The organism is Chimaeribacter coloradensis (assembly GCF_002858715.1).
Lineage (GTDB): Bacteria > Pseudomonadota > Gammaproteobacteria > Enterobacterales > Enterobacteriaceae > Chimaeribacter > Chimaeribacter coloradensis.
The window spans coordinates 23,829-46,702 of record NZ_PJZH01000002.1 but is presented as its reverse complement, the minus strand read 5'-3'; the positions used below and the strand labels follow the sequence as shown (position 1 = coordinate 46,702).

Annotated in this window: 17 protein-coding genes; 7 read left to right on the top strand and 10 right to left on the bottom strand. The window is 60.1% G+C overall.

The window, feature by feature from the left end:
- Positions 1-813: 813 nt before the first annotated feature.
- Positions 814-1,344 carry a disulfide bond formation protein DsbB gene (dsbB, locus tag CYR32_RS02510; protein WP_101822238.1) on the bottom strand — a complete coding sequence of 177 codons (531 nt, stop codon included), beginning with the start codon at positions 1,342-1,344 and terminating at the stop codon, positions 814-816.
- A 294-nt stretch (positions 1,345-1,638) separates the two neighbouring features.
- On the opposite strand from dsbB, the gene fadR reads away from it, so the two are divergent.
- Entirely contained in the window at positions 1,639-2,361 is a 723-nt protein-coding gene (gene fadR / locus CYR32_RS02505) for a fatty acid metabolism transcriptional regulator FadR (protein ID WP_101822236.1), read from the top strand.
- A 76-nt stretch (positions 2,362-2,437) separates the two neighbouring features.
- Here the strand turns inward: fadR and CYR32_RS02500 are convergent, their stop codons facing one another.
- Positions 2,438-3,967, bottom strand: coding sequence for a SpoVR family protein (locus CYR32_RS02500; protein WP_146000660.1), 1,530 nt, complete (start codon positions 3,965-3,967; stop codon positions 2,438-2,440).
- A 570-nt stretch (positions 3,968-4,537) separates the two neighbouring features.
- Between CYR32_RS02500 and CYR32_RS02495 the strand changes: the two genes are divergently transcribed.
- Both CYR32_RS02495 and dadX read left to right on the top strand, forming a co-directional pair.
- The gene (locus CYR32_RS02495) at positions 4,538-5,842 is read left to right on the top strand and encodes a D-amino acid dehydrogenase (RefSeq protein ID WP_101822232.1); all 1,305 of its coding nucleotides are present in this window, start codon (positions 4,538-4,540) and stop codon (positions 5,840-5,842) included.
- An 83-nt stretch (positions 5,843-5,925) separates the two neighbouring features.
- Positions 5,926-6,999: a catabolic alanine racemase DadX gene (dadX, locus tag CYR32_RS02490; protein ID WP_101822229.1), complete on the top strand. Its 1,074-nt coding sequence runs from the start codon at positions 5,926-5,928 to the stop codon at positions 6,997-6,999.
- Between the two features lie 27 nt (positions 7,000-7,026).
- On the opposite strand, the gene CYR32_RS02485 is transcribed toward dadX, so the two are convergent.
- On the bottom strand, positions 7,027-8,262 hold the full coding sequence (locus tag CYR32_RS02485) for a multidrug effflux MFS transporter (protein ID WP_101822227.1): 1,236 nt from the start codon (positions 8,260-8,262) through the stop codon (positions 7,027-7,029).
- A 104-nt stretch (positions 8,263-8,366) separates the two neighbouring features.
- Entirely contained in the window at positions 8,367-9,197 is an 831-nt protein-coding gene (nadE, locus tag CYR32_RS02480) for an ammonia-dependent NAD(+) synthetase (RefSeq protein ID WP_101822225.1), read from the bottom strand.
- A 390-nt stretch (positions 9,198-9,587) separates the two neighbouring features.
- On the opposite strand from nadE, the gene CYR32_RS02475 reads away from it, so the two are divergent.
- The gene (locus CYR32_RS02475) at positions 9,588-10,394 is read left to right on the top strand and encodes a hypothetical protein (protein WP_101822223.1); all 807 of its coding nucleotides are present in this window, start codon (positions 9,588-9,590) and stop codon (positions 10,392-10,394) included.
- Between the two features lie 77 nt (positions 10,395-10,471).
- On the opposite strand, the gene CYR32_RS02470 is transcribed toward CYR32_RS02475, so the two are convergent.
- Positions 10,472-11,326, bottom strand: a complete 855-nt coding sequence (locus CYR32_RS02470) for an SDR family oxidoreductase (RefSeq protein ID WP_101822221.1) — start codon at positions 11,324-11,326, stop codon at positions 10,472-10,474.
- A 51-nt stretch (positions 11,327-11,377) separates the two neighbouring features.
- On the bottom strand, positions 11,378-13,654 hold the full coding sequence (katE, locus tag CYR32_RS02465; RefSeq protein ID WP_101822219.1) for a catalase HPII: 2,277 nt from the start codon (positions 13,652-13,654) through the stop codon (positions 11,378-11,380).
- 464 nt (positions 13,655-14,118) lie between these two features.
- On the opposite strand from katE, the gene CYR32_RS02460 reads away from it, so the two are divergent.
- Positions 14,119-14,886, top strand: coding sequence for a DUF481 domain-containing protein (locus CYR32_RS02460; protein ID WP_101822217.1), 768 nt, complete (start codon positions 14,119-14,121; stop codon positions 14,884-14,886).
- Between the two features lie 135 nt (positions 14,887-15,021).
- Here CYR32_RS02460 and CYR32_RS02455 read toward each other — a convergent pair whose 3' ends face one another.
- On the bottom strand, positions 15,022-16,299 hold the full coding sequence (locus CYR32_RS02455) for a YeaH/YhbH family protein (RefSeq protein WP_101822215.1): 1,278 nt from the start codon (positions 16,297-16,299) through the stop codon (positions 15,022-15,024).
- A gap of 51 nt (positions 16,300-16,350) precedes the next feature.
- A complete protein-coding gene (gene yeaG / locus CYR32_RS02450; protein WP_072929876.1) occupies positions 16,351-18,285 on the bottom strand; it encodes a protein kinase YeaG in 1,935 nt (644 codons plus the stop codon).
- Between the two features lie 643 nt (positions 18,286-18,928).
- Between yeaG and CYR32_RS02445 the strand changes: the two genes are divergently transcribed.
- Both CYR32_RS02445 and CYR32_RS02440 read left to right on the top strand, forming a co-directional pair.
- On the top strand, positions 18,929-19,642 hold the full coding sequence (locus tag CYR32_RS02445; RefSeq protein WP_101822942.1) for a MipA/OmpV family protein: 714 nt from the start codon (positions 18,929-18,931) through the stop codon (positions 19,640-19,642).
- Between the two features lie 118 nt (positions 19,643-19,760).
- The gene (locus CYR32_RS02440) at positions 19,761-20,612 is read left to right on the top strand and encodes an aldo/keto reductase (RefSeq protein WP_101822213.1); all 852 of its coding nucleotides are present in this window, start codon (positions 19,761-19,763) and stop codon (positions 20,610-20,612) included.
- A 62-nt stretch (positions 20,613-20,674) separates the two neighbouring features.
- Here the strand turns inward: CYR32_RS02440 and CYR32_RS02435 are convergent, their stop codons facing one another.
- Together CYR32_RS02435 and gapA are read right to left on the bottom strand one after the other, a co-directional pair.
- Complete coding sequence (locus tag CYR32_RS02435; RefSeq protein ID WP_101822211.1) at positions 20,675-21,556, bottom strand: D-hexose-6-phosphate mutarotase; 882 nt, start codon at positions 21,554-21,556, stop codon at positions 20,675-20,677.
- A 101-nt stretch (positions 21,557-21,657) separates the two neighbouring features.
- On the bottom strand, positions 21,658-22,653 hold the full coding sequence (gapA, locus tag CYR32_RS02430) for a glyceraldehyde-3-phosphate dehydrogenase (RefSeq protein WP_165698167.1): 996 nt from the start codon (positions 22,651-22,653) through the stop codon (positions 21,658-21,660).
- Positions 22,654-22,874: the final 221 nt, after the last annotated feature.

Genomic DNA, 22,874 nt, shown 5'->3' with positions numbered 1-22,874 from the left:
CGGCGCCTTCCGGACACAAACGCATCCTTTCTACACCCGCCCTGCGTACAGTTCATGGCGTCAACCTTACAGGTGACAGGCTGGTATCGGCGCGGGCAGGCAAAAGCGTGAGGAAAATTTGCGGCAGAATGGTGTTTATTTTTGTTTGTTAACTCTTTGTTTATAAAGCTTTGCAGACAAGGAGAGTAATTTACGTTAAGGCGGAGTATTCAGGGCAATAGCCCTGCAAAAGGCAGGCGAAAAAAAGCCCACAACGGAGAGCGGGCGTAGGGATAGTACCGATCATTAAAGTGGATCTGCGCCCACCCCTTGATAGTAGTCAGCTTGCCGGGCGATTGAAACTGGCAGAAGTCTCAAAAAAAACCCGCCCAGAGGGCGGGCCGGAAATTCTCCGCTACAAGAGGCTCCTATAGCGTGATTATCAAAGGGGGGTAATAATCACCGCGAAATAGTAACGGAAGTGATATTTAAATCAATAACTATTTGAAAATAAAATATTTTTAGGAAAAATCCACGTGTTTTACAGGGAAAGGCAGGAGAAAGGGGGCAAGGCGGGAAAAGCAAAATAAAAACCCGCTCATAGGCGGGTCATTTTTTATGTTACTGCTCTTTTTGTATTACCTGGTGTGGTGCAGACATCACGTTTTTTTGCTGTCTGGGCATAGAATCTCACAGTCCTGCCTGTGAAGTAAATCGGTTTACCCTATTGATTTAATAGCCGCCTTGCCGCGGCTGTGCTGCGCCGCCGGCCGCCGGCCGCCGGGGCAAAAAAAACGGCACCCCTGAGGTGCCGTTAACCGCGGGTTTTGGCGCTCAGCGGCCAAACAAGTCACGTTTGCGCGCCGGGAACCACTGGGCCAGCAGCACCAGCAGCGCCACCAGCAGGTAAGCCCCGCAAATCACCACCAGCCATTGCGGCATGCCGAGTGACAGGAATTCCCACTGCTTTTCCGCGCAGTCACCGGTGGCCACAAACATCCCCGGCACCCATTTGTCCAGCGGCAGCCAGCCTGGGAAGCGGGCGGCAAAATCGCAGGTGGTGAACGGGGAGGGGTGGAGCTGGATCATGGTGTGTTCCCAGGAGAGGCGCACGCCCTCCCAGGCGCTGTAAATCCAGCCGAGGATCGCCACATAGCGCAGCGGCGTGGCCGGGGCCAGCGCGCCCACCACGCCGGCGAAGAAGACGCCCAGCAGGGCGCAGCGTTCATAAATGCACATGACGCACGGCTTCAGCAGCATCACATGCTGAAAATAGAGCGCCGCCAGCTCCAGGGCCAGCGCCGTCAGCGCCAGCAGTAACCAGGCACCGCGCCCGCGTGAGCATTGGTTAAGAAATTGCAACATATCGTGATTATCCCTGCAGTAAATGCCTGAGCGGCAGTGTAAACCAATTCTGCCGCGCTGCCAGCCACCCCAAAGCAAATATGCGTAAAAAGCCGGGGAGACAGACGAAAGTGCGAACCGCCGATGGCGTAAAAAAACAAACGCGGGTGTGTGCCGTGCCTGGCCGCACAAAATCGGGCAATCAGGGTGCAGGTTGCCGGAATGTTAGCTTTTGGTGCTATATCCTGTTTACGACGTCTGGTATGATGAGCTGAATTTTATGGCTTACATTCGTCGCTACGGAACGTTAAACACATGGTTATTAAGGCGCAAAGTCCTGCCGGTTTCGCGGAAGAGTACATTATCGAAAGTATCTGGAATAATCGCTTCCCCCCTGGCTCTATTTTGCCCGCGGAGCGTGAGTTATCAGAGTTGATCGGCGTCACCCGCACCACGCTGCGTGAAGTCCTGCAACGGCTGGCCCGCGATGGCTGGCTGACCATCCAGCACGGCAAACCGACCCGGGTGAACAATTTCTGGGAAACCTCGGGGCTGAACATCCTGGAAACGTTGGCACGGCTGGATCATGACAGCGTCCCGCAGCTGATCGACAACCTGCTGGCGGTGCGCACCAACATCGCGTCAATCTTTATCCGCACCGCAGTGCGCCAGCACCCGGAGAAGGCGCTGGAGATCCTGGCGCAGGCCGGGTCGGTGGACGATCAGGCTGACGCCTTCAGCGAGCTGGACTACGGCATTTTCCGCGGCCTGGCGTTCGCCTCCGGCAACCCGATTTACGGCCTGATCCTGAACGGGCTGCGCGGGCTCTATATGCGCGTCGGCCGCTACTACTTCTCCAACCCGGACGCGCGCAAACTGGCGCTGGCGTTCTATGCGCGGCTGGCGGAGCTGAGCAAAGACAAACTCTACGATCAGGTGATGGAGTGCGTGCGCAGCTACGGTAAAGAGAGCGGAGCGATCTGGCACAGTATGCAAGGCACCATGCCCAGCACGCTGACCACCGAAACCCGCCGCTAGGGCCATGCGCCCGCGCAGGAAAAAGGCACCCTCAGGGTGCCTTTTTTTATGCCGGTGTTTCAGGGATGAGACAGCGTTACAGCGGCGTGGTACGCGGCGGGCAGCGTTCCAGCAGCTCAATGCTGCCGTCATCGGCTTTCTGCTCCATGTAGACGTCAAACCCCCAGAGGCGGTGGATATGCTTCATCACCTCACGGCGGCTCTTGTCCAGCGGCGCGCGCTCATGCGGGATGTAGCGCAGCGTCAGCGAGCGGTCACCGCGCAGGTCGACGTTCCAGACCTGGATATTCGGCTCATGGTTGCTGAGGTTATACTGCGCCGACAGCTCCTGGCGGATGGCGCGGTAGCCCTCTTCGTTGTGGATCGCCGAGATCTCCAGGAAGTTGTTGTGGTCGTCATCCAGCACAGTAAACAGACGGAAGTCACGCATCACTTTCGGCGAAAGGAACTGACTGATAAAGCTCTCATCCTTGAAGTCACGCATGGCGAAGTGCAGCGTGTCGAGCCAGTCCGACCCGGCGATGTCCGGGAACCAGTAGCGATCCTCGTCGGTGGGGTTCTGGCAGATGCGCTTGATGTCCTGGAACATGGCGAAGCCCAGCGCATAGGGGTTAATGCCGCTGTAGTAGGGGCTGTTGTAGGGCGGCTGGTAGACCACGTTGGTGTGGCTGTGCAGGAACTCCAGCATAAAGCGTTCCGTGACCAGCCCCTCGTCATACATATGGTTGAGGATGGTGTAGTGCCAGAAGGTCGCCCAGCCTTCGTTCATCACCTGCGTCTGTTTCTGCGGGTAGAAGTACTGGCTGATCTTGCGCACGATGCGCAGCACCTCACGTTGCCACGGCTCCAGCAGCGGGGCGTTCTTCTCCATAAAGTAGAGCAGGTTCTCCTGCGGCTCCGCGGGGAAGCGGCGCGCCACTTCCGGGATCTCCTCGCGCTCGCGGCGCGGCAGGGTTTTCCACAGCGAGTTCACCTGGCTTTGCAGGTACTCCTCGCGGCTTTTCTGCCGGGCGCGCTCCTCCTGCAACGACACCTTCTGCGGCCGTTTATAGCGGTCCACGCCGTAGTTCATCAGCGCGTGGCAGGAGTCGAGCAGCTTCTCCACCTCGACCGCGCCGTAACGCTCTTCGCACTCCGTGATGTAGTGGCGGGCAAACAGCAGGTAATCGACGATGGAGCTGGCGTCGGTCCAGCTGCGGAACAGGTAGTTGTTCTTGAAGAAGGAGTTGTGGCCGTAGCAGGCGTGGGCCATCACCAGGGCCTGCATGGTCATGGTGTTCTCTTCCATCAGGTAGGCGATGCACGGGTCGGAGTTAATCACGATCTCATACGCCAGCCCCTGTTGGCCATGTTTATAGCGCTGTTCGGTCTCGATGAATTTTTTGCCGAACGACCAGTGGGTATAGTTGATGGGCATCCCGATACTGGAGTAGGCATCCATCATCTGTTCGGAGGTGATTACCTCAATCTGATGCGGATAGGTATCCAGCCGGTAGTGTTTGGCGACCCGGTCAATCTGCTCCAGATAAGTCTGTAACAGCTCGAATGTCCAGTCCGGGCCATCACTCAGGCGTTCCTGTTTAATCTGCTCTTGCGTCATCGTCATCAGCGCACCCTCATTGTTGTCAGGCCTGATCGTTCCGGCCTCCTATCAATCGTAGCTCAAACTTTATGCATCGGGCAGGCCTCCGGCCGCGAAACCCGCAAGGAAAAGGCGGATTGCCGTGCAAAAGCAGGGCGTTAAGGCGGCATCAGCTACCGCAAGAGGCCGCAGCCGGCCGGGGCGGAGCCTATTCTCCGCCCTTGACCGGGGGCGTCAGAGAGCAGCCGGGGCGCTGCCGCCGGGAAGAGGCCCCGGCAACAGGATTTCCCGCTGATTAACGCCGCGCAGGTCAGCACGATCTGCGGCAAAAGCGAAAGCGGGGGAGGCGGATACACCGCGTGAATGCAATGCTGTCATTGCTGTCAAAAAGCAGGCATTTTCCTGCCTGAATGGGCATTCCGCGGGATCTTATCGCTATTTGATTGGGCCTATTGAAAAAGCCGGGGGGATAAAGGATAAATAATTGTGAAAATTATCACGACTATTGCGGATATTGTTGGAAGGTCATTTCTGTTGAGTTAATTTAACGTTAACAGAAGATTGTGCTTTTAACGCGTTGAGGTGGGGTGCGCTATGCGAGTGTTGGTATTAGGAAGTGGCGTGGTAGGCGTGGCCAGCGCCTGGTATCTGGCGAAGGCGGGGCATGAGGTCACGGTGGTCGATCGCCAGCCCGGCCCGGCGGAAGAGACCAGTGCCGGGAACGCCGGCCAGATCTCCCCTGGGTATGCCGCACCCTGGGCAGCCCCCGGCGTGCCGCTCAAGGCAGTGAAGTGGATGTTCCAGCGCCATGCGCCGCTGGCCATCCGCCTGGACGGCAGCAGCTTCCAGCTGCGCTGGATGTGGCAGATGCTGCGTAACTGCGACATGCGCCACTACCAGACCAACAAAGGCCGCATGGTGCGCCTGTCGGAGTACAGCCGCGACTGCCTCAAGGCGCTGCGCCAGGATACCGGCATCCGCTACGAGGGGCGGCAGGGCGGCACGCTGCAGCTGTTCCGCACCGCCCAGCAGTATGAGAACGCCGCCAAGGATATCGCGGTGTTGCAGGAAGCGGGGGTGCCCTACCAGTTGCTGGAGTCCGCCCAGCTCGCCAGCATGGAACCGGCACTGGCCACGGTGGCGCACAAACTCACCGGCGGCCTGCGCCTGCCGAACGATGAAACCGGCGACTGCCAGCTCTTTACCCGGCAGCTGGCGGAGATGGCGAAGCAGGCGGGGGTGACCTTCCTGTTTAACCGCAGCGTGGATCGCCTGCTGGTGGAGGGCAACACGGTGCGCGGCGTGCAGTGCGGCAATGAAACCCTGACCGCCGACAGCTATGTGGTGGCCTTTGGCTCCTACTCCACGGCGCTGCTCGACGGGCTGGTGTCGATCCCGGTCTACCCGCTGAAAGGCTATTCGCTCACCATCCCGATCACCGACCCGGCCGGCGCGCCATACTCCACGGTGCTGGATGAGACCTACAAAATCGCTATTACCCGGTTTGATAACCGCATCCGCGTCGGCGGCATGGCAGAGATTGTCGGCTTTAATACCGGGCTGGCGCGCGCACGGCGCGAAACCCTGGAGATGGTGGTGAAAGATCTCTACCCGCACGGCGGCAACGTCGAGCAGGCGACCTTCTGGACCGGCCTGCGGCCGATGACGCCGGACGGCACGCCGGTGGTGGGCAAAACGCCGCTGAAAAACCTCTACCTCAATACCGGCCACGGCACGCTCGGCTGGACCATGGCCTGCGGCTCCGGCCAGCTGCTGGCGGACATTATCTCCGGCGTCACTCCGGCGATCCCGTGCGAGGATCTCTCGGTGGCGCGCTACCAGCAGGGCTTTGCGCCCAGCAACCCGCCCGGCCGGGCGCGCATCCACCCGGTGAGCTGAGCCGCCGCCATGCCGTGCGGGGTGTGCCCCGCACGCCGGATCTTCTTTTCTCTTAACCCGCCCTGTTAACCGGGAGCTTTGCCATGCCACGTCCGATTACTGCCACCGTGCACCTTGATGCCCTGCGCCACAACCTCTCCGTGGTACGCCGCCGCGCGCCCTCGGCCCACCTCTGGGCGGTGGTCAAAGCCAATGCCTACGGCCACGGCCTCAGCCGGATGTGGCAGGCGTTTGACCAGGCGGACGGCTATGCGCTGCTCAACTACGAAGAGGCGATTACCCTGCGCGAGGCGGGCTGGCAGGGGCCGGTTTTGCTGCTGGAGGGGTTTTTCCACGCCAACGATCTGCCGCTGCTGGACCACTACCGGCTCACTACCGCCGTGCACAGCGCCTGGCAGATTGAGGCGCTGGCCCGGGCGCGACTGGATGCGCCGATTGATGTTTACCTGAAACTCAACAGCGGCATGAACCGCCTGGGGTTCCCGCCGGCGCAGATCGCCGCCGCCCGGCAACGGCTGGCGGCGCTGCCGCAGGTGGGGGCGCTGACGCTGATGAGCCATTTTGCGGTGGCGGACGGCCCGGAAGGGGTCGACGAACAGGTTGCCGTAATTGAGCAGGTGGGCGCGGAGGTGGCGCTGCCGCGCTGCCTCGCCAACTCCGCCGCCACCCTCTGGCACCCGCACACCCACCATGCGGCGGTGCGGCCGGGTATTATTCTGTATGGCGCATCGCCGAGCGGTGTGGCGCAGGACATCGCCCCCGTGGGGCTGCGCGCAGGCATGAGCCTGACCAGTGAGATCATCGGCCTCCAGCAGTTACAGGCCGGGGACCGGGTGGGTTATGGCGCGACCTACACGGCCAGCGGTGCCCAGCGCATGGGCGTGGTGGCCTGCGGCTACGCCGACGGCTACCCGCGCCACGCGCCTACCGGCACGCCGGTGTGTGTGGGCGGGGTGATGACCCGCACGCTGGGCCGGGTGTCGATGGATATGCTGGCCGTGGATCTCACCCCCTGCCCGGAGGCGCAGATCGGCACCCCGGTGGAGCTGTGGGGGGCGCAACTGCCGGTGGATGAGGTGGCCGCGGCCGCCGGGACATTGGGGTATGAACTGCTGACAGCGGTGACGGCGCGGGTGCCGTTCCGCTACCAGGGGTAGCACGGCACCCGCCGGGTGGGGGGGGGGTTACAGATCGTTGCCGGGCGAGGTTTTTTTCGTCGCGGCGTTAACGTCCAGGGAGGTCAGCGTCCCGCGCAGTTGCTTGCTCAGCAGGCGCGCACGCAGCGCCAGCAAACAGCCTGCCAGCATCATCACCGCCAGCGACAGCTTGGGTGAGAGCGGCAGCGCCATCGCCGCCAGCCCAAGCACCGAGCCGCCCGCCATCTGCACAAAACCGACCAGCGCCGAGGCGACCCCGGCCTCGTTGCCGTACGGCTCCAGCGCGTAGCTGGTGGCCGGGCCCATCATAAACGCCAGCCCGGCACAGGCCGCGGCTACCGGCAGCATATAGACCCACCACTGCGGCTGCACCGCCTGCGGCAACAGCAGCACGCCTGCCAGCAGCCCCAGCGCGCCCAGCAGCATCAGCCCGCTGCCCACCGCCAGGCAGACCGGGCGGCCGAGTTTGTGGATCACCCGGTTGGCAAAGAAGCTGACAAACAGGATCCAGAAGCCGTTGGCACCGAAGGCCAGCGAGAAGTGCAGCGGCGACAGCCCGCCGGTGCCCATCAGCACCGTGGGGGCGAGGGAGACGTAAGTCAGCGCCATGCCCATCGCCCCGGCATTCACCAGGCTGAACGTACGGAAACGGGCGTCACGCAGGATCGCGCCATACTGCCGCAACGGCAGGCTGCGCACCGGCTGGGTGTCGGCCGGGCGGGTTTCCGGCAGCAGCGTGGCGATCACCGCAAAGACCACGGCGGCATAGCCCGCCAGGAACCAGAACGGCGCGCGCCAGCCAAAGGCCTCTGCCAGCAGCCCGCCGAGCAGCGGGGCCATCGCCGGAACGATGTTCAGCGTGCCGTTCAGGAAGCCGAAGGCGCGGGCGGCCTCTTCCCCGTTCATCCGGTCGCGGATGCCGCTGAAGGCCACCACGGCGGTGCAGCAGACCGCCAGCCCCTGCACCAGCCGCGAGGCGATAAACATCGCCGGGCTGACGGAGAGCGCCGCCAGCACCGCCCCCAGCAAATAGAGAATAATGCCCGCCAGCGCCACCGGCTTACGGCCATAGTTATCCACCAGCGGCCCGGCCACCAGCTGCCCGGCACCCAGCACCAAGATAAACAGCGAAATCGTGGACTGGATCACCGCCTGCGGGCTGCCCAGCCCGGCGGCAATCGCCGGGATAGTCGGCAGGTAGAGATCGATGCCCAGCGGGCCAAGCAGAACAATAGAGAGCAGAAGCAGTAAAAATTTTTGCATAGTGTGAATGTCATATCCTCATGACGGCGGTGCCCGGCCCGCAAAAGAAACGCGCCGCAGGGCAGGCGGCGCGTCGTTCACAGGGCGGGGCAGAGCCGGTGGTGTTATGTGGTTTTCCAGAAATCGTCAAAGACCGTGACCGGCAGCTGACGTTTATGCTCGGTACGGGTGTACCAGCGTTCGATAATCTCCGCGACCTTCGGGTCAACCTGTTTGCCTTCCAGGTAATCGTCAATCATCTCATAAGTGACGCCCAGCGCCACCTCATCCGGCAGGCCGGGGCGATCCTCTTCCAGGTCGGCGGTCGGCACTTTCTTGTAGAGGTGCTCCGGGCAGCCCAGCGCCGCCAGCAGCGCCTTGCCCTGGCGCTTGTTGAGGCGGAAGATCGGGTTGATGTCGGTGCCGCCGTCGCCGTACTTGGTGTAGAAACCGGTGACCGCCTCGGCGGCGTGGTCGGTGCCCACCACCAGCCCGCGGGTCATGCCGGCGATGCTGTATTGCGCCTTCATGCGCTCACGCGCTTTCTCATTGCCTTTCACAAAGTCCGACAGCTCAATCCCGGCGTTGCGCAGGGCCGCTTCGCTGGCCACCACCGACTCCTTGATGTTGACCGTCAGCACGCGGTTCGGCTGGATAAAGGCGAGGGCGTCCTGGCAGTCCGCCTCATCGGCCTGGTTGCCGTAAGGCAGGCGCACGCCGATGAACTCATAGCTCTCGTCCCCGGTCTCTTCGCGCAGTTCGGTGATCGCCATCTGGCTGAGTTTGCCGGTCAGGGTGGAGTCCTGGCCGCCGCTGATGCCCAGCACCAGTGTTCTCAGCGCCGGGTTAGCCTGAAGATATTCTTTCAGGAAGTCAACGCTGCGGCGGATCTCCTCCTGCGCGTCAATCTGTGGTTTTACCTTGAGGGCTTCAATAATCTGTTGTTGCAATGCCATGACCACTCCTCCTGAATGCCGGTTAACTGCGGATGTTTCTGTTAATTCTAGGCATAAAATCATTTATCCCGGAAATAAAACTACCCCGCGGCGCGCGAAAGGACAAGGCGCGATCGCAGGGGAAGCGGGTAAACGGACGCGCCGTGTACAGAAAATAGGTCGTTTATCCAGAGTGTTAACTATGCTTAACCGGGTCACACCCGTCTGGGGCGGCCATTTCCAGACTATTCCGGCGCAACCCCAGCCGGTTTGCGGCGTCATACCCAGGGTGCGACGCCGGCCCGCCCCGCCACGGGGCCGATCATGACAACAAGGAGGATCTATGCAGCGAGTGTTACCCGCGCTACCTGACTCACCGGCCCGCGCCGGTTGTGGGGAGGGTGCGCACTGATGGCAACGGCAATTTTTATGGTCTTGATGGTGTGCGGCTACTGGTACACCACCCGCGATGTCTCCTCACGTTTTAAACTCAAACGCACCTTCGGCTGGGACGTCTACTTTGTGGTGGCGCTGTACGGCTGCATCTTCGTGTTGCAGGGGCTGCTGGTGATCGCCATCGTCTACCTGCTGCTGTGGGGCTTCTCGGGGCTGATGAACCAGTTCCCGTGGATCATCGGGCACGATCTCCAGCTGCAACGTGACTTTATCATGTGGAGCTTCCTCGGCATCCAGGCGCCGGTGGTGATTATGCTGGCGGTGTCGGTGATGCTCTGCCTCTCCTGCACCTCCTGGTCGCGCAGCATGCAGCTTGACCCGGCAGGGCGCAAAAGCCTCTACCAGCAGCTGACCCGCTCCAACGGCGTGGAAGGGCTGCTCTATCAGTGTATGGACCAGGGCGATATGGTATTCGTCACGCTGCGTTCGCGCCGCGTCTACATCGGCATGGTGCATACCCTGCGCTGCGAAAGCGGCTCCACTGACAACGTGGTGCTGATCCCGATGGTCAGCGGCTACCGCGACCCGGAGACCCAGAAGATGCGGGTGGAGCACAACTACGCCAGCTACTACCAGCAGCACGGCATCCTGCCGGACTCAGAGCCGATCTCCGCGCTCTATTTCCGCAAGGTGATTATGCTCAACCAGATCGAGACGCTCTCGCTGTTTGACCCGGCGACCGCCACCGCCTTTGAGGCGCTGGCCGAGCGCGAGCGCGACGAGGACAAACAGAACGACGCCCTGAAAAACCGCATCCCGTAACTGCGCACATTAAAAAGCCGGGCACCTGGGTGGCCCGGCTTTTTTTATGCCTGCGGCGATCGGCCGTGAACCGTTTGTCAGCCGTTAATCACGACGCCGCCGTTGATATGGATGGTCTGGCCGCTGACGTAAGAGGCGTCTTTACAGGCGAGGTAGACATAGGCCGCTGCCAGTTCAGAGGGCTGGCCGGGGCGCTTCATCGGTGTCTCCAGGCCGAATTTCGAAACGTGATCCTCATCGAACGTCGAGGGGATAAGCGGCGTCCAGATCGGGCCGGGTGCCACGGCATTAACGCGGATGCCGCGCTCCAGCAGGTTGGTGGAGAGCGAGCGGGTAAAGGCGGTGATCGCCCCTTTGGTGGAGGAGTAGTCGATCAGCGTCGGGTTGCCGCGGTAGGCGGTGATGGAGGTGGTGTTGATGATCGCCCCGTCTTCCGGCAGGTGCTTAAGTGCCGCCTGCACCAGATAGACCATCGAGAAAAAGTTAGTGCGAAAGGTTTTCTCCAGCTGTTCTGCGCTAATCTCTTCCGGCGTCTCTTGCGGGTGCTGCTCGCCGGCGATATTGACCAGCACGTCCAGCCCGCCGAAGTGGGCGGCGGTCTGCTCCACGGCCTCCGTAGCAAACGCCTGATCGCCCAGGTCACCGCGGATCAGCAGCGGCTCCGGGCCATACTGGGCGGCCAGCCGCTGGGTTTCGCGCGCGTCCTCATCCTCTTCCAGGTAGACGATCGCCACCTTCGCCCCCTCTTTGGCATAGGCGATGGTCACGGCACGGCCGATGCCGCTGTCGCCGCCGGTGACCAGCGCCACTTTCTCCTTCAGCTTGCCGCCGGCGCGGTAGTCCGGGTCGTCATAGAGCGGCTTCGGCTCCATCGGTGCCTCACGGCCGGGTTGCTGGTCCTGGTGCTGCTTGGGCAGGGTTTGTTCGCTCATGGTTCCTCCTTAAGAAAACAGGCGGGGAGGGCGCGCCTCCCCGGAAAAACATCAGGCCGGTACGGCGGCCGCTTTGTCGCTGCGTGACCAGATGCGGTGCTGCTCCAGCGCATCCAGGAAGGTTTGCAGCATGACCCCTTCGGCTTTCGCCCCCTCGGCGATACCCTCTTCGGTGGCGCTGTCATCGATGCCGAGCAGCGGTTTGATGCGGGCGGCGTCGCCGCTCAGGCCGATCACCTTCAGATGCTTATACGCCTCCAGCAGGAAGTGGCGGGCGTCGCCGTCCAGCAGCAGCGAGTCGATGTTGCCGTTCGGCACCAGCACCGCATCCACCGTCACCGACGGCGTATTGTTGAAGGTGCCGTCCACCGGCACCGAGGAGCCGTCATCCGCCAGCACCTCACCCATGTGGCGCGCCAGCAGTTTCGGGTGGACGCCCTCCGCTTTCAGCGCCTGGAGGATCTCCAGCACATCGGCGGCGTGGACGCCGTCACTCAGCATCACCGCCACACAGCGGCCCTTCAGCACACCGTCGCCGGTGGCATACAGGCTCAGGGTCTCATCTTTTTGCAGGCCGTTGACGCTGTGCGGCAGCGGGTATTTTTTGGCGTCATCCGGCAGGCGGAAGCCGAGGTTTTCACCCACCTCCTCTGCGAGGTTGATGTCCACCCGCGCCAGCAGATCCACCACCCGCTCACGGATGTAGCGGCGGCCCACTTTGCTCAGCTCAAACGAGAATGCCCCGATAATGTGCTCCTGCTCCACCGGCGTCTGGCTCAGCCAGAACAGGCGCGGCTGGGAGTAGTAATCGGCAAAGGATTCGCTGCGCTCGCGCACTTTATGGCCGTCAATGCGCTCATAGTGGCTTTCAAACCCGCCGCCCGACGCGGCCGGGGGCGTTTCGCGCGGCCAGTTGTTGTTGATGGAGTTCGGTTCGTAACTGGCGGGGTTGGTGTCGATGTCCATCCGGTGCATGCCGTCACGCTGGAAGTTATGGTAAGGGCAGACCGGCCGGTTAATCGGGATCTCATGGAAGTTCGGCCCGCCCAGGCGGCTGATCTGGGTGTCGGTGTAGGAGAAGAGCCGCCCTTGTAACAGCGGGTCGTTGGTGAAGTCGATGCCCGGCACCACATGGCCGGGGTGGAAGGCCACCTGTTCGGTTTCGGCGTGGAAGTTGTCCGGGTTGCGGTTCAGCACCATCTTGCCGATGATCTCCACCGGCACCAGCGCCTCGGGGATCAGTTTGGTCGCGTCCAGCAGGTCAAAATCGAACTTGAACTCATCCTCTTCCGGGATCAGCTGCACGCCCAGCTCATACTCGGGGTAATCCCCGGCCTCGATCGACTCCCACAGGTCGCGGCGGTGGAAATCACTGTCTTTCCCGGCCAGCTTCTGCGCCTCATCCCACAGCAGCGACGCCTTGCCCGCCAGCGGCTTCCAGTGGAAACGCACAAAGGTCGATTTCCCTTCGGCGTTGATAAAACGGAAGGTGTGGATGCCGAACCCCTCCATGGTGCGGTAGCTGCGTGGGATGCCGCGGTCGGACATCGCCCAGAAGACGTTGTGCAGCGTCTCCGGCTGGAGCGAGACGTAGTCCCAGAAGGTGTCGTGGGCGCTGGCACCCTGCGGCATCTCGTTGTGCGGCTCCGGTTTCACCGCATGGACGAAATCGGGGAATTTGTGGGCGTCCTGGATAAAGAACACCGGGGTGTTGTTGCCGACCAGGTCGTAGTTGCCCTCGTCGGTGTAAAACTTGGTGGCGAAGCCGCGGATGTCGCGCACGGTGTCCGCCGAGCCGCGTGAGCCCTGTACCGTAGAGAAGCGCACATAGACCGGGGTCTGTTTCGCCGGGTCCTGCAAAAAGGCCGCTTTGGTGACGTCACTCATTGACCGGTAGCACTGGAAGTAGCCGTGCGCCGCCGAGCCGCGCGCATGGACGATGCGCTCCGGGATGCGCTCATGGTCAAAATGGGTGATCTTCTCCCGCATGATGAAATCTTCCAGCAGCGTCGGGCCACGCACACCGGCGCGCAGGGAGTTCTGATCGTTGGCAATTTTGGTGCCGTGGTTGGTGGTCAGCGGCTGCTGCTCCCCTTGTTTGCGGTGGATCTCCAGCGCGTCGAGCTTGGCGTTGTGAGTATCCGGGCTTTTCAGGCTGCCGGGGGCGGTCGGCTCCTGGCCCGGCGGGGTCGGCGTGGGGGAGGGCTGGTGGGAGTTATCTGCCGGGGCGAGATCCCCCAGGCCGGGTTTCGCCGCGTTGCCGTCAGTGGCCGGGGCGGGGTGGGACGCAGTTTTCAGGGTTGTCTGATGACCTTTCATTTTCGACATTGAGCAATACTCCTCTCGGGCAAGGCGCTTATCGGTGCGCTTTCGGATGACCTTCAGATGATGCAACCATTAACTATAGGCCATCAGCCCGGCTTAACCGGGATTCTCAGAGAAATCGTGGGGGCATTGCACCGTGCGCGCCGCCGCAGCGGAAAACCGCGATCTTCCAGGTGGCTCACCGGGAAATAACCTGGCCAAAAAAGCAAACGCAGAAAATAAGCGCGGCAAAATGTGGTGCTTATTTAACCAGTCAAGAGCGGGAGGTGTAAAAATTAAGTCAAATTTCCTGTAAGGCGGGCGGCATAATTAAGATTAATCTAAAAAGAACCGCGGCTTAGATTATTCGGTCTAATCTGCGCTATATTCCGCCATTGACTTTATCGGGGCGAAAATTTGAAAATACGCGCCGCGCAGGCCGGGCCTGCGATTATATTTTGATACTGCCGTTATTTATTGGGGAAGACATGATTGCCAGTCGGGTTTTACGTGCATTACCACGCTACGCCTTAGTGTGTGGTGCCACACTGTTCAGCGTTAACAGCTTTGCGGACAACACACTCTTTACGGCGCTGGACGATCCCTCCACCGCGAAAAAGAGCTTTGAAGGCAACGTGCAGGCGGGCTACAGCGCCCAGACCGGCAACACCAAAAACTCCGTGCTGAGCGCGGACACCACCATGACCTGGTTCCACCCGGAAACCGCCTACAGCCTCTGGGGCTCGGCGCGCAACGCCTCCTCCAATGATGAGCGCTCCTCGGAGAAGTATCAGATCGGCGGCCGTACCCGTTACAACCTCTCTGCTGACAACTACCTGTTCGGCCAGGCGAGCTGGCTGAGCGACCGTTACAACGGCTACCGCTCCCGCAGCGTCGCGACCCTGGGTTACGGCCGCCAGATCCTGAACGGCCCGGTGCATACCCTGCGTATGGAAGCCGGTCCGGGCGTGCGCCATGATGAGTTCCAGCAGGGCGGCAACCAGACCCGCGCCCTGGCCTACGGCGCACTGACCTATGACTACCAGATCTCAGACAACGCCAAGTTCACCCAGGCGCTCTCCGTGCTGGCGAACGACGAAACCACCTTCAACTCCGAAACGGCGCTGAATGTGGCGATCAACAAATCCTTCGGCCTGAAGCTGGCGTATAACGTCACCTATAACACCCAGCCGCCGTCCAGCGCGCCGGAAAAAACCGACACCACCACCACCGTGTCGCTGGTCTACAGCCTGTAATTCCCCGCGAAACAGGGCAAAACCGCCGCGCGTTGCCGGCGGTTTTTTTTCGCCGGTTTCCCTGGCTGCATAATAAAAAAACCGGCGTCTGTACGCCGGTTTTTAATCAGTAACCCGTTGGCCGGGCGGAAAAAATTAATTATCGACTGTCTGGCGGTGGAACAATTCGCGGAACACCGGGTAAATATCGGACTGTTCACGGATATGCTGCATGGCAAAATTATCAAACTTCGCCTGCAACGCCTCATATTCCCGCCATAACGTCTGGTGGGCGCGGCGGGTTATTTCGATATAGCTGTAATAACGCACCATCGGCAATATCTTTTTCGCCAGCAGTTCATGGCAGAGCGGGGAGTCGTCGGCCCAGTTGTCCCCATCCGAGGCCTGTGCCGCATAGATATTCCACTGTGCCGGGTCGTAGCGCTCTTTGACCACGTCATCCATCAGTTTCAGGGCGCTGGAGACGATGGTGCCGCCGGTCTCCTGCGAGTAGAAGAACTCCTGTTCATCCACCTCTTTGGCCTGGGTATGGTGGCGGATGTAGACCACATCCACGTTTTTATAGGTCCGGCTCAGGAACAGATAGAGCAGGATATAGAAGCGTTTCGCCATATCCTTGGTGGCCTGATCCATCGACCCGGAGACGTCCATCAGGCAGAACATCACTGCCTGGCTGGAAGGCTCCGGCCGTTTCTCGTAGTTCTTGTAACGCAGGTCGAAGGTGTCGATAAACGGCACCCGCTCGATCTTCTGGCGCAGCTCCGCAATCTCCCTGCGCAGCCGCTCCTCCTCCAGCAGCTGTACCGGCTCCTGGTTTTCCAGCTCGGTGAGGTCAGCCTCCAGCGCTTTCAGCTCACGCCGTTTGCCGGCCGTCATGGCGGTGCGGCGCGCCAGGGAGTTCTGGAGCGATCGCACCACGCTGATGTTGGCGGGCACCCCGTTCGAGGTGAAGCCCGCGCGGTGGGTTTTGAATTCGTTGAGCTGCTTGTACTGATTTTTCTTCAGGTTCGGCAGCGCCAGATCCTCAAACAGCAGATCGAGGTACTCATCTTTGGAGATCTGGAACACGAACTCATCCTGGCCTTCGCCGTCCTGGCTGGCATTGCCCTGGCCGCTGCCGCTGCCGCCCGCGCCTCCCTGCGGGCGCTCGATCCGGTCATTCTGCACAAAGTGATCGTTCCCCGGGTGGACACGGTGGCGGCGGCCGCCGCGCCCCTGGTGGAACATCGGTTCGTTGATATCATCCGTGGGGATCGAGACGGACTCCCCACTCTCCACATCGGTTACCGAACGCTTGTTGATGGCTTCAGCAATCGACTGTTTGATTTGCGACTTATAGCGGCGTAAAAAGCGCTGGCGGTTCACCATGCTTTTGTTCTTGCCGTTCAGCCGTCGGTCAATAAAGTAGCCCATATCTCCCCCAAACGACGTTGCCCTGCCCGCGGTGTTGCAGCGGCGCTGCGGTTATGACGATTTCCTGACCCGCAGATACCATTCGCACAGCAGGCGCACCTGTTTGCGCGTATAGCCTTTCTCCATCATGCGGTCGACAAAGTCGTCGTGTTTTTTCTGCTCGTCGGTCGAGGTTTTGGCGTTGAACGAGATTACCGGCAGCAACTCTTCGGTGTTGGAGAACATTTTTTTCTCGATCACCGTGCGTAACTTCTCATAACTGGTCCAGTTCGGGTTGCGGCCGCTGTTGTTGGCGCGGGCGCGCAGCACAAAGTTGACGATCTCATTACGGAAGTCTTTCGGGTTACTGATCCCGGCCGGTTTCTCGATCTTCTCCAGTTCCGCGTTCAGCGACTCACGGTCAAACAGCTGGCCGGTATCCGGGTCGCGGTACTCCTGATCCTGAATCCAGAAGTCGGCGTAGGTCACGTAGCGGTCGAAGATGTTCTGGCCGTACTCAGAGTAGGACTCGAGGTAGGCCGTCTGGATCTCTTTGCCGATGAACTCCGCGTATTTCGGGATCAGGTAACCTTTCAGGTGCTCCAGATACTTCTCGGACTGATCCTGCGGGAACTGCTCGCGCTCGATCTGCTGCTCCAGCACATAGAACAGGTGCACCGGGTTGGCCGCCACTTCCGCGTGGTCAAAGTTGAACACCCGCGAGAGGATCTTAAAGGCGAAACGGGTCGAAAGACCGTTCATGCCCTCATCCACCCCGGCGTAGTCGCGGTACTCCTGGTAGGACTTGGCTTTCGGATCGGTGTCTTTCAGGCTTTCGCCGTCATAGACGCGCATCTTGGAGTAGAGGCTGGAGTTTTCCGGCTCTTTCAGGCGTGACAGGATAGAGAAGCGCGCCAGCGTCTCCAGGGTGCCCGGCGCGCAAGGCGCGTGGGTCAGCTCACTGTGGTTAAGCAGCTTGTCGTAGATCTTGATCTCTTCTGACACGCGCAGGCAGTAAGGCACCTTGACGATGTAGACGCGGTCGAGGAAGGCTTCGTTGTTCTTGTTGTTGCGGAACTGCACCCACTCCGATTCATTGGAGTGCGCCAGAATAATGCCGTTGAACGGCAGGGCAGAGATCCCCTCTGTACCGTTGTAGTTCCCCTCCTGGGTGGCGGTCAGCAACGGGTGCAGCACCTTGATCGGCGCTTTGAACATCTCGACGAACTCCATGATGCCTTGGTTGGCGCGGCAGAGCGCACCGGAGTACCCGTAGGCGTCGGGGTCGTTCTGGGCGTGGTTTTCCAGTTTGCGGATGTCCACTTTCCCCACCAGCGCGGAGATGTCCTGGTTATTCTCATCACCCGGCTCGGTCTTGGCGATGGCGATCTGCTCCAGAATAGAGGGCCAGACTTTCACCACTTTGAATTTGGTAATATCGCCGCCAAACTCATGCAGGCGCTTCGCGGCCCACGGCGACATGATGGTGCCGAGGTAGCGGGTCGGGATGTTGTACTCTTTTTCCAGAATATTGGCATCTTCCTGCGGGTTGAACAGGCACAGGGGATGGTCGTTGACCGGGCTGCGCTCGCCATTGGCGCTGAGCGCATAAATGGGAACCCGTTGCATCAACGCTTTGAGGCGCTCAGCCAGTGACGATTTACCGCCACCCACCGGCCCCAGTAAGTAGAGGATCTGTTTCTTCTCTTCCAGGCCCTGTGCGGCATGTTTGAGGTAAGAGACGATCTGCTCAATCGCCTCTTCCATGCCGTAGAACTCTTCAAAGGCCGGATAGCGGGCGATCACACGGTTGGAGAACAGGCGGGATAAGCGTGACTCAAGCGCGGTGTCCACCATGACGGGTTCACCGATGGCCATGAGCAGGCGTTCCGCCGCGTTGGCATAAGCACTGCGATCTTGCCGGCAGATAGTAAGAAATTCCTGCAGTGTGAACTCTTCGTCCTTGGCAGCTTCATAGCGCTGACGGTAGTGGTCAAATATGTTCATAGCGATGCCCGTCCTGTTGTTTTGGTTGGGAACAAAAATTAAGAGCTTCTCTTTTTTGAGTAAAATAATGAAACTCTTACCTTATTGTTATGGACGGCTATCGGCTAAAGAGCAAGTGGTGATTCTGGCGAGAAAGTAGGCGGGTTGCTGATTAAATCAGCAAAAAATGGTCACTAAACCTGCAATTTGTCAGGTTCACAGAGGATAGCTCCGGCATAACCGCCTTATTTATGGAAATACGCTGACCAAGTGAAAGATTCTCCAGTGCGTAAATTTTTGCCGGGACGCGCGTTTAGCGGCACCCATCACACCCGGTTTGCCACCCCCGCGTTTAGGATTCTCCTTAGGTCAGCGTTGCGTTTGACCGGGGGCAAGCCAAGCGGCACAAGGGCTGCACGCACAAACCTTTCTCTGTGTCACCGGTTTACCGGTACGGGGTAGCCTATAACTGCCGGGTGACATCCTGATGACAGCGCCTCTGCCCCGTTTCAGGCCGGAAATTCCCCTCTTTTTTTCTCCATTACGGCATTAGTGGCATCATACATTCGCACACTCATTCAGTTTGTCTTAGAATCCCCAAGGATTTATTGACAACATTAATGGATAAAGTGTGAAAATTTCCCGTTTAGCCTTGTTACCCCTGATGTCCGGCCTCTTGATCAGCCAGATGGCGACAGCCGGTACCTTCTCCGTCGGCGCAGGCGCGCTGGTCAGCCCGGACCCCTACCGCAGCAAGCAGGACCGCGTCACCCCGGTGCCGGTCATCAACTACGAAGGGGAGAATTTCTTCTTCCGCAGCCTGATGGCCGGCTACTACCTGTGGAAAGATGATACCCACCAGCTCACGCTGAACGCCTTCTATTCGCCGCTGCACTTCTCACCGGGTGACAGTGACAACGACGAGATGAAGCGCCTGAACAAGCGCCGCAGCACCGTGATGGCCGGGCTGGGTTACACCTATAACGCAGAGTGGGGCAGCATCCGTACCCTGTTCTCCGGCGACGTGCTGGACAACAGCAACGGGCTGGTGGGGGACGTCGCCTACCTCTACCGCCTGCACCAGGATAACTGGAGCCTGACCCCGGCGCTGGGCGTGACCTGGAACAGCAAAAACCAGAACAACTACTACTACGGTGTCAGCAATGCGGAAGCGCGCCGCAGCGGCCTCGACAGCTACCACCCGGATGACAGCGTTGCGCCGTATGCTGAACTCGCCGCCAGCTACCAGTTTGCACCGCAATGGAACGCCTTTGCCATGGCGCGCTATGTCCGCCTTTCAGACGAGGTGAAAGAGAGCCCGATGGTCGACAAATCCTGGACCGGGGTGCTCTGGGCCGGGGCAACCTATACCTTCTGATGCCCTGAGGCAGCAGTGACACAAACGGGGCGCAGGCCCCGTTTTTTATTGCTACGCTTCATGTTTCCCCGGCCGCGGGCGGTGGCCGGGCAGTTAAGCGGAAAATGGAGGAGAGACTATGGCCGACCACGTTTTACTTCCCGACGGCACCCGGCTGCCGGCCATCGGGCAGGGCACCTGGTTTATGGGCGAGAACCCGTCTCAGCGTGCTGCCGAGGTACGCGCCCTGCAACAGGGGCTGGACGCGGGCATGACGCTGATTGACACCGCAGAGATGTATGCCGATGGCGGGGCAGAGCAGGTGGTGGGGGAAGCGATCGCCGGGCGGCGCGACCAGGTGTTTCTGGTCTCGAAAGTCTACCCGCACCATGCGGGCGGGAAAAAGGCCATCACCGCCTGTGAAAACAGCCTGCAACGGCTGGCGACGGAGCAGATCGACCTCTACCTGTTGCACTGGCGCGGTGGCTTCGGGCTGGATGAGACCATTGAGGCGATGGAGAAGCTGCAACGCAGCGGCAAAATTGCGCGCTGGGGCGTCTCAAATCTGGATACCGCGGACATGGAAGAGTTATGGCAACTGCCCGGCGGTGACCAGTGCCAGACCAATCAGGTGCTGTACCACGCTGCTTCCCGCGGGATTGAGTATGACTTACTGCCGTGGTGCCGGGCGCATGCAGTGCCGGTGATGGCTTACTGCCCGCTGGCGCAGGCCGGTAAATTGCGCCATCAGCTGCTGGAAGAGCCGACCCTCTCCCGGCTGGCGACGGAGCATGGCGTCAGCAATGCGGAAATCGCGCTGGCCTGGGTGATCCGCAGCGGGCAGGTGATCGCCATTCCTAAAGCGGTGCAGCCGCAGCATGTGGCACAGAATGCGCGGGCGCTGACCCTGACCCTCTCCAATGATGACCTGCTGGCGCTCGACCAGGCCTTCCCGCCGCCGGCGCGCAAACAGCCGCTGGATATTGTGTGACATCGTCGCGGTAACATAAAAAAGGAGCCGGACGGCTCCTTTTTTTCAAGCAGGCAAACAGGTTATGCGCGGTTCAGGGCGCGTACCCGCAGGGTGGTCGCCAGCCGCGCCGGTGCACCCGGTTTGCTGACCTGCGGTGTGCTGACGCAGCCGGTCTCGACGCAGACCATGGTTTTGTAGCCATCGTCGGTCATGTCGCCCATGCTGGTGGAGAGCGCCACGCCCGGGTTCCAGGCGATCACATCGCTGTGGTGGTGGTGCTCCACCTCAATCTCGCGTTGCAGGGCCGGGTCAACGATGGTGCTGACCGCCTGCGGCTGGGTGTAGACGCGGTCGGTGCGGCCGGTAAATACCAGGTCACCCTGATGCTCGCCTTCGGCACCGTCCAGCACTTTATCCACGTAGTGGCTGCCCAGCCCGCGTACGGCGATGGTGTCGATGTCACCAATCTGGAAGTAGCTGTGCAGCGCGGCGGTGGTGGTAAAGTCGCCGGTGGACGCCAGCTCAATATGGCACTCCGCCCCCAGCGTAAAGCGCGCTACCAGGGTAAAGGCGTGCGGCCAGAGCGCCTGGGTCTGCGGGTTGTCGGTAAGGGTGAAGGTCAGAGTGACGCCTTCCTCATTTTCTGAATGATCGGTTAACTCCCAGGGGATATTCCGTGCGAAACCGTGCGACGGCGTGCCCGCCGGGCCGAACCACGGCCAGCAGATCGGTACGCCGCCACGGATAGCGGTGCCCGGATCATAGGCGGTATTGCCGCTGAGCCAGATGACCGGCTGCTCGCCCGACGGCTGCCAGGCCAGCAGGTGCGCACCCTGTAAGGTGATGGCGGCGCGACAGGCCGGGTGATCCACCACAATGACCGGCAGCTGGCCGATCTGGCGCTCGCTCAGGGCAGGGGTGATCTGCTGTGTAACGGGAAGGGTAAAAATGTTCTGATTCATGATCGTGGCCTTCTTAACAGGAAAAATGCCCGGTGTAGAAACTGCACCCAATAAAAAAGGCGACTCAGCGTCGCCTTTTCTTACTCTGCTCTGATGCGCACTTATTTGGAGATGTGGGCAATCAGGTCCAGAACTTTGTTGGAGTAGCCGGTTTCGTTGTCGTACCAGGAAACCAGTTTCACAAAGTTGTCATTCAGGGCGATACCGGCTTTCGCGTCGAACACGGAAGTCAGTTTTTCGCCGTTGAAGTCAGTGGAAACCACTTCGTCTTCGGTGTAACCCAGAACGCCTTTCAGCTCGCCTTCTGCAGCCGCTTTGATCGCGTCACAGATCTGCTGGTAGGTCGCCGGTTTTTCCAGACGGGCAGTCAGGTCAACCACGGAAACGTTGGTGGTCGGTACGCGGAACGCCATACCGGTCAGTTTGCCGTTCAGCTCAGGGATCACTTTACCGACTGCTTTAGCAGCGCCGGTAGAGGACGGGATGATGTTCTGGGATGCGCCGCGGCCGCCGCGCCAGTCTTTGTGGGACGGGCCGTCAACGGTTTTCTGGGTCGCGGTGGTCGCGTGAACGGTGGTCATCAGCGCTTCAACGATACCGAAGTTGTCGTTGATCACTTTTGCCAGCGGTGCCAGGCAGTTGGTGGTGCAGGAGGCGTTGGAGACGATGTCCTGACCTTCGTAAGACTTGTGGTTCACGCCCATCACGAACATCGGGGTGTTGTCTTTGGACGGGCCGGTCAGAACGACTTTCTTGGCACCGGCAGTGATGTGTTTACGCGCGGTTTCGTCAGTCAGGAAGATACCGGTCGCTTCAGCCACCACGTCGACGTTGACTTCGTCCCACTTCAGGTTAGCCGGATCTTTTTCAGAGGTACAACGAATGGTTTTGCCGTTCACAACCAGGTGACCGTCTTTAACGTCAACAGTCCCGTTGAAACGACCATGAGTAGAGTCATACTTCAGCATGTAAGCCATGTACTCTGCATCCAACAGGTCGTTGATTGCGACGATCTCAACATCAGAACGCTCTTGAGCAGCACGGAAAACAATGCGGCCGATACGGCCAAAACCGTTGATACCTACTTTGATAGTCATATATTCCACCAGCTATTTGTTAGTGAATAAAAGGTTGGTTGTAAAATTACAAAAACCTTATCAAGCGTCAAGCGGAATCGTGTCAATTGTTGCTATAAGTCAAAGCTGCCAACCCCAATTGCACGCTTATTACCCATTCCGTTTTCAGCCGTCTCTCTGGTCACATGGGGGTGGTGATCCCCTGTCTAAACCCCGCCGCTGCTATATATGTGATCGGTATC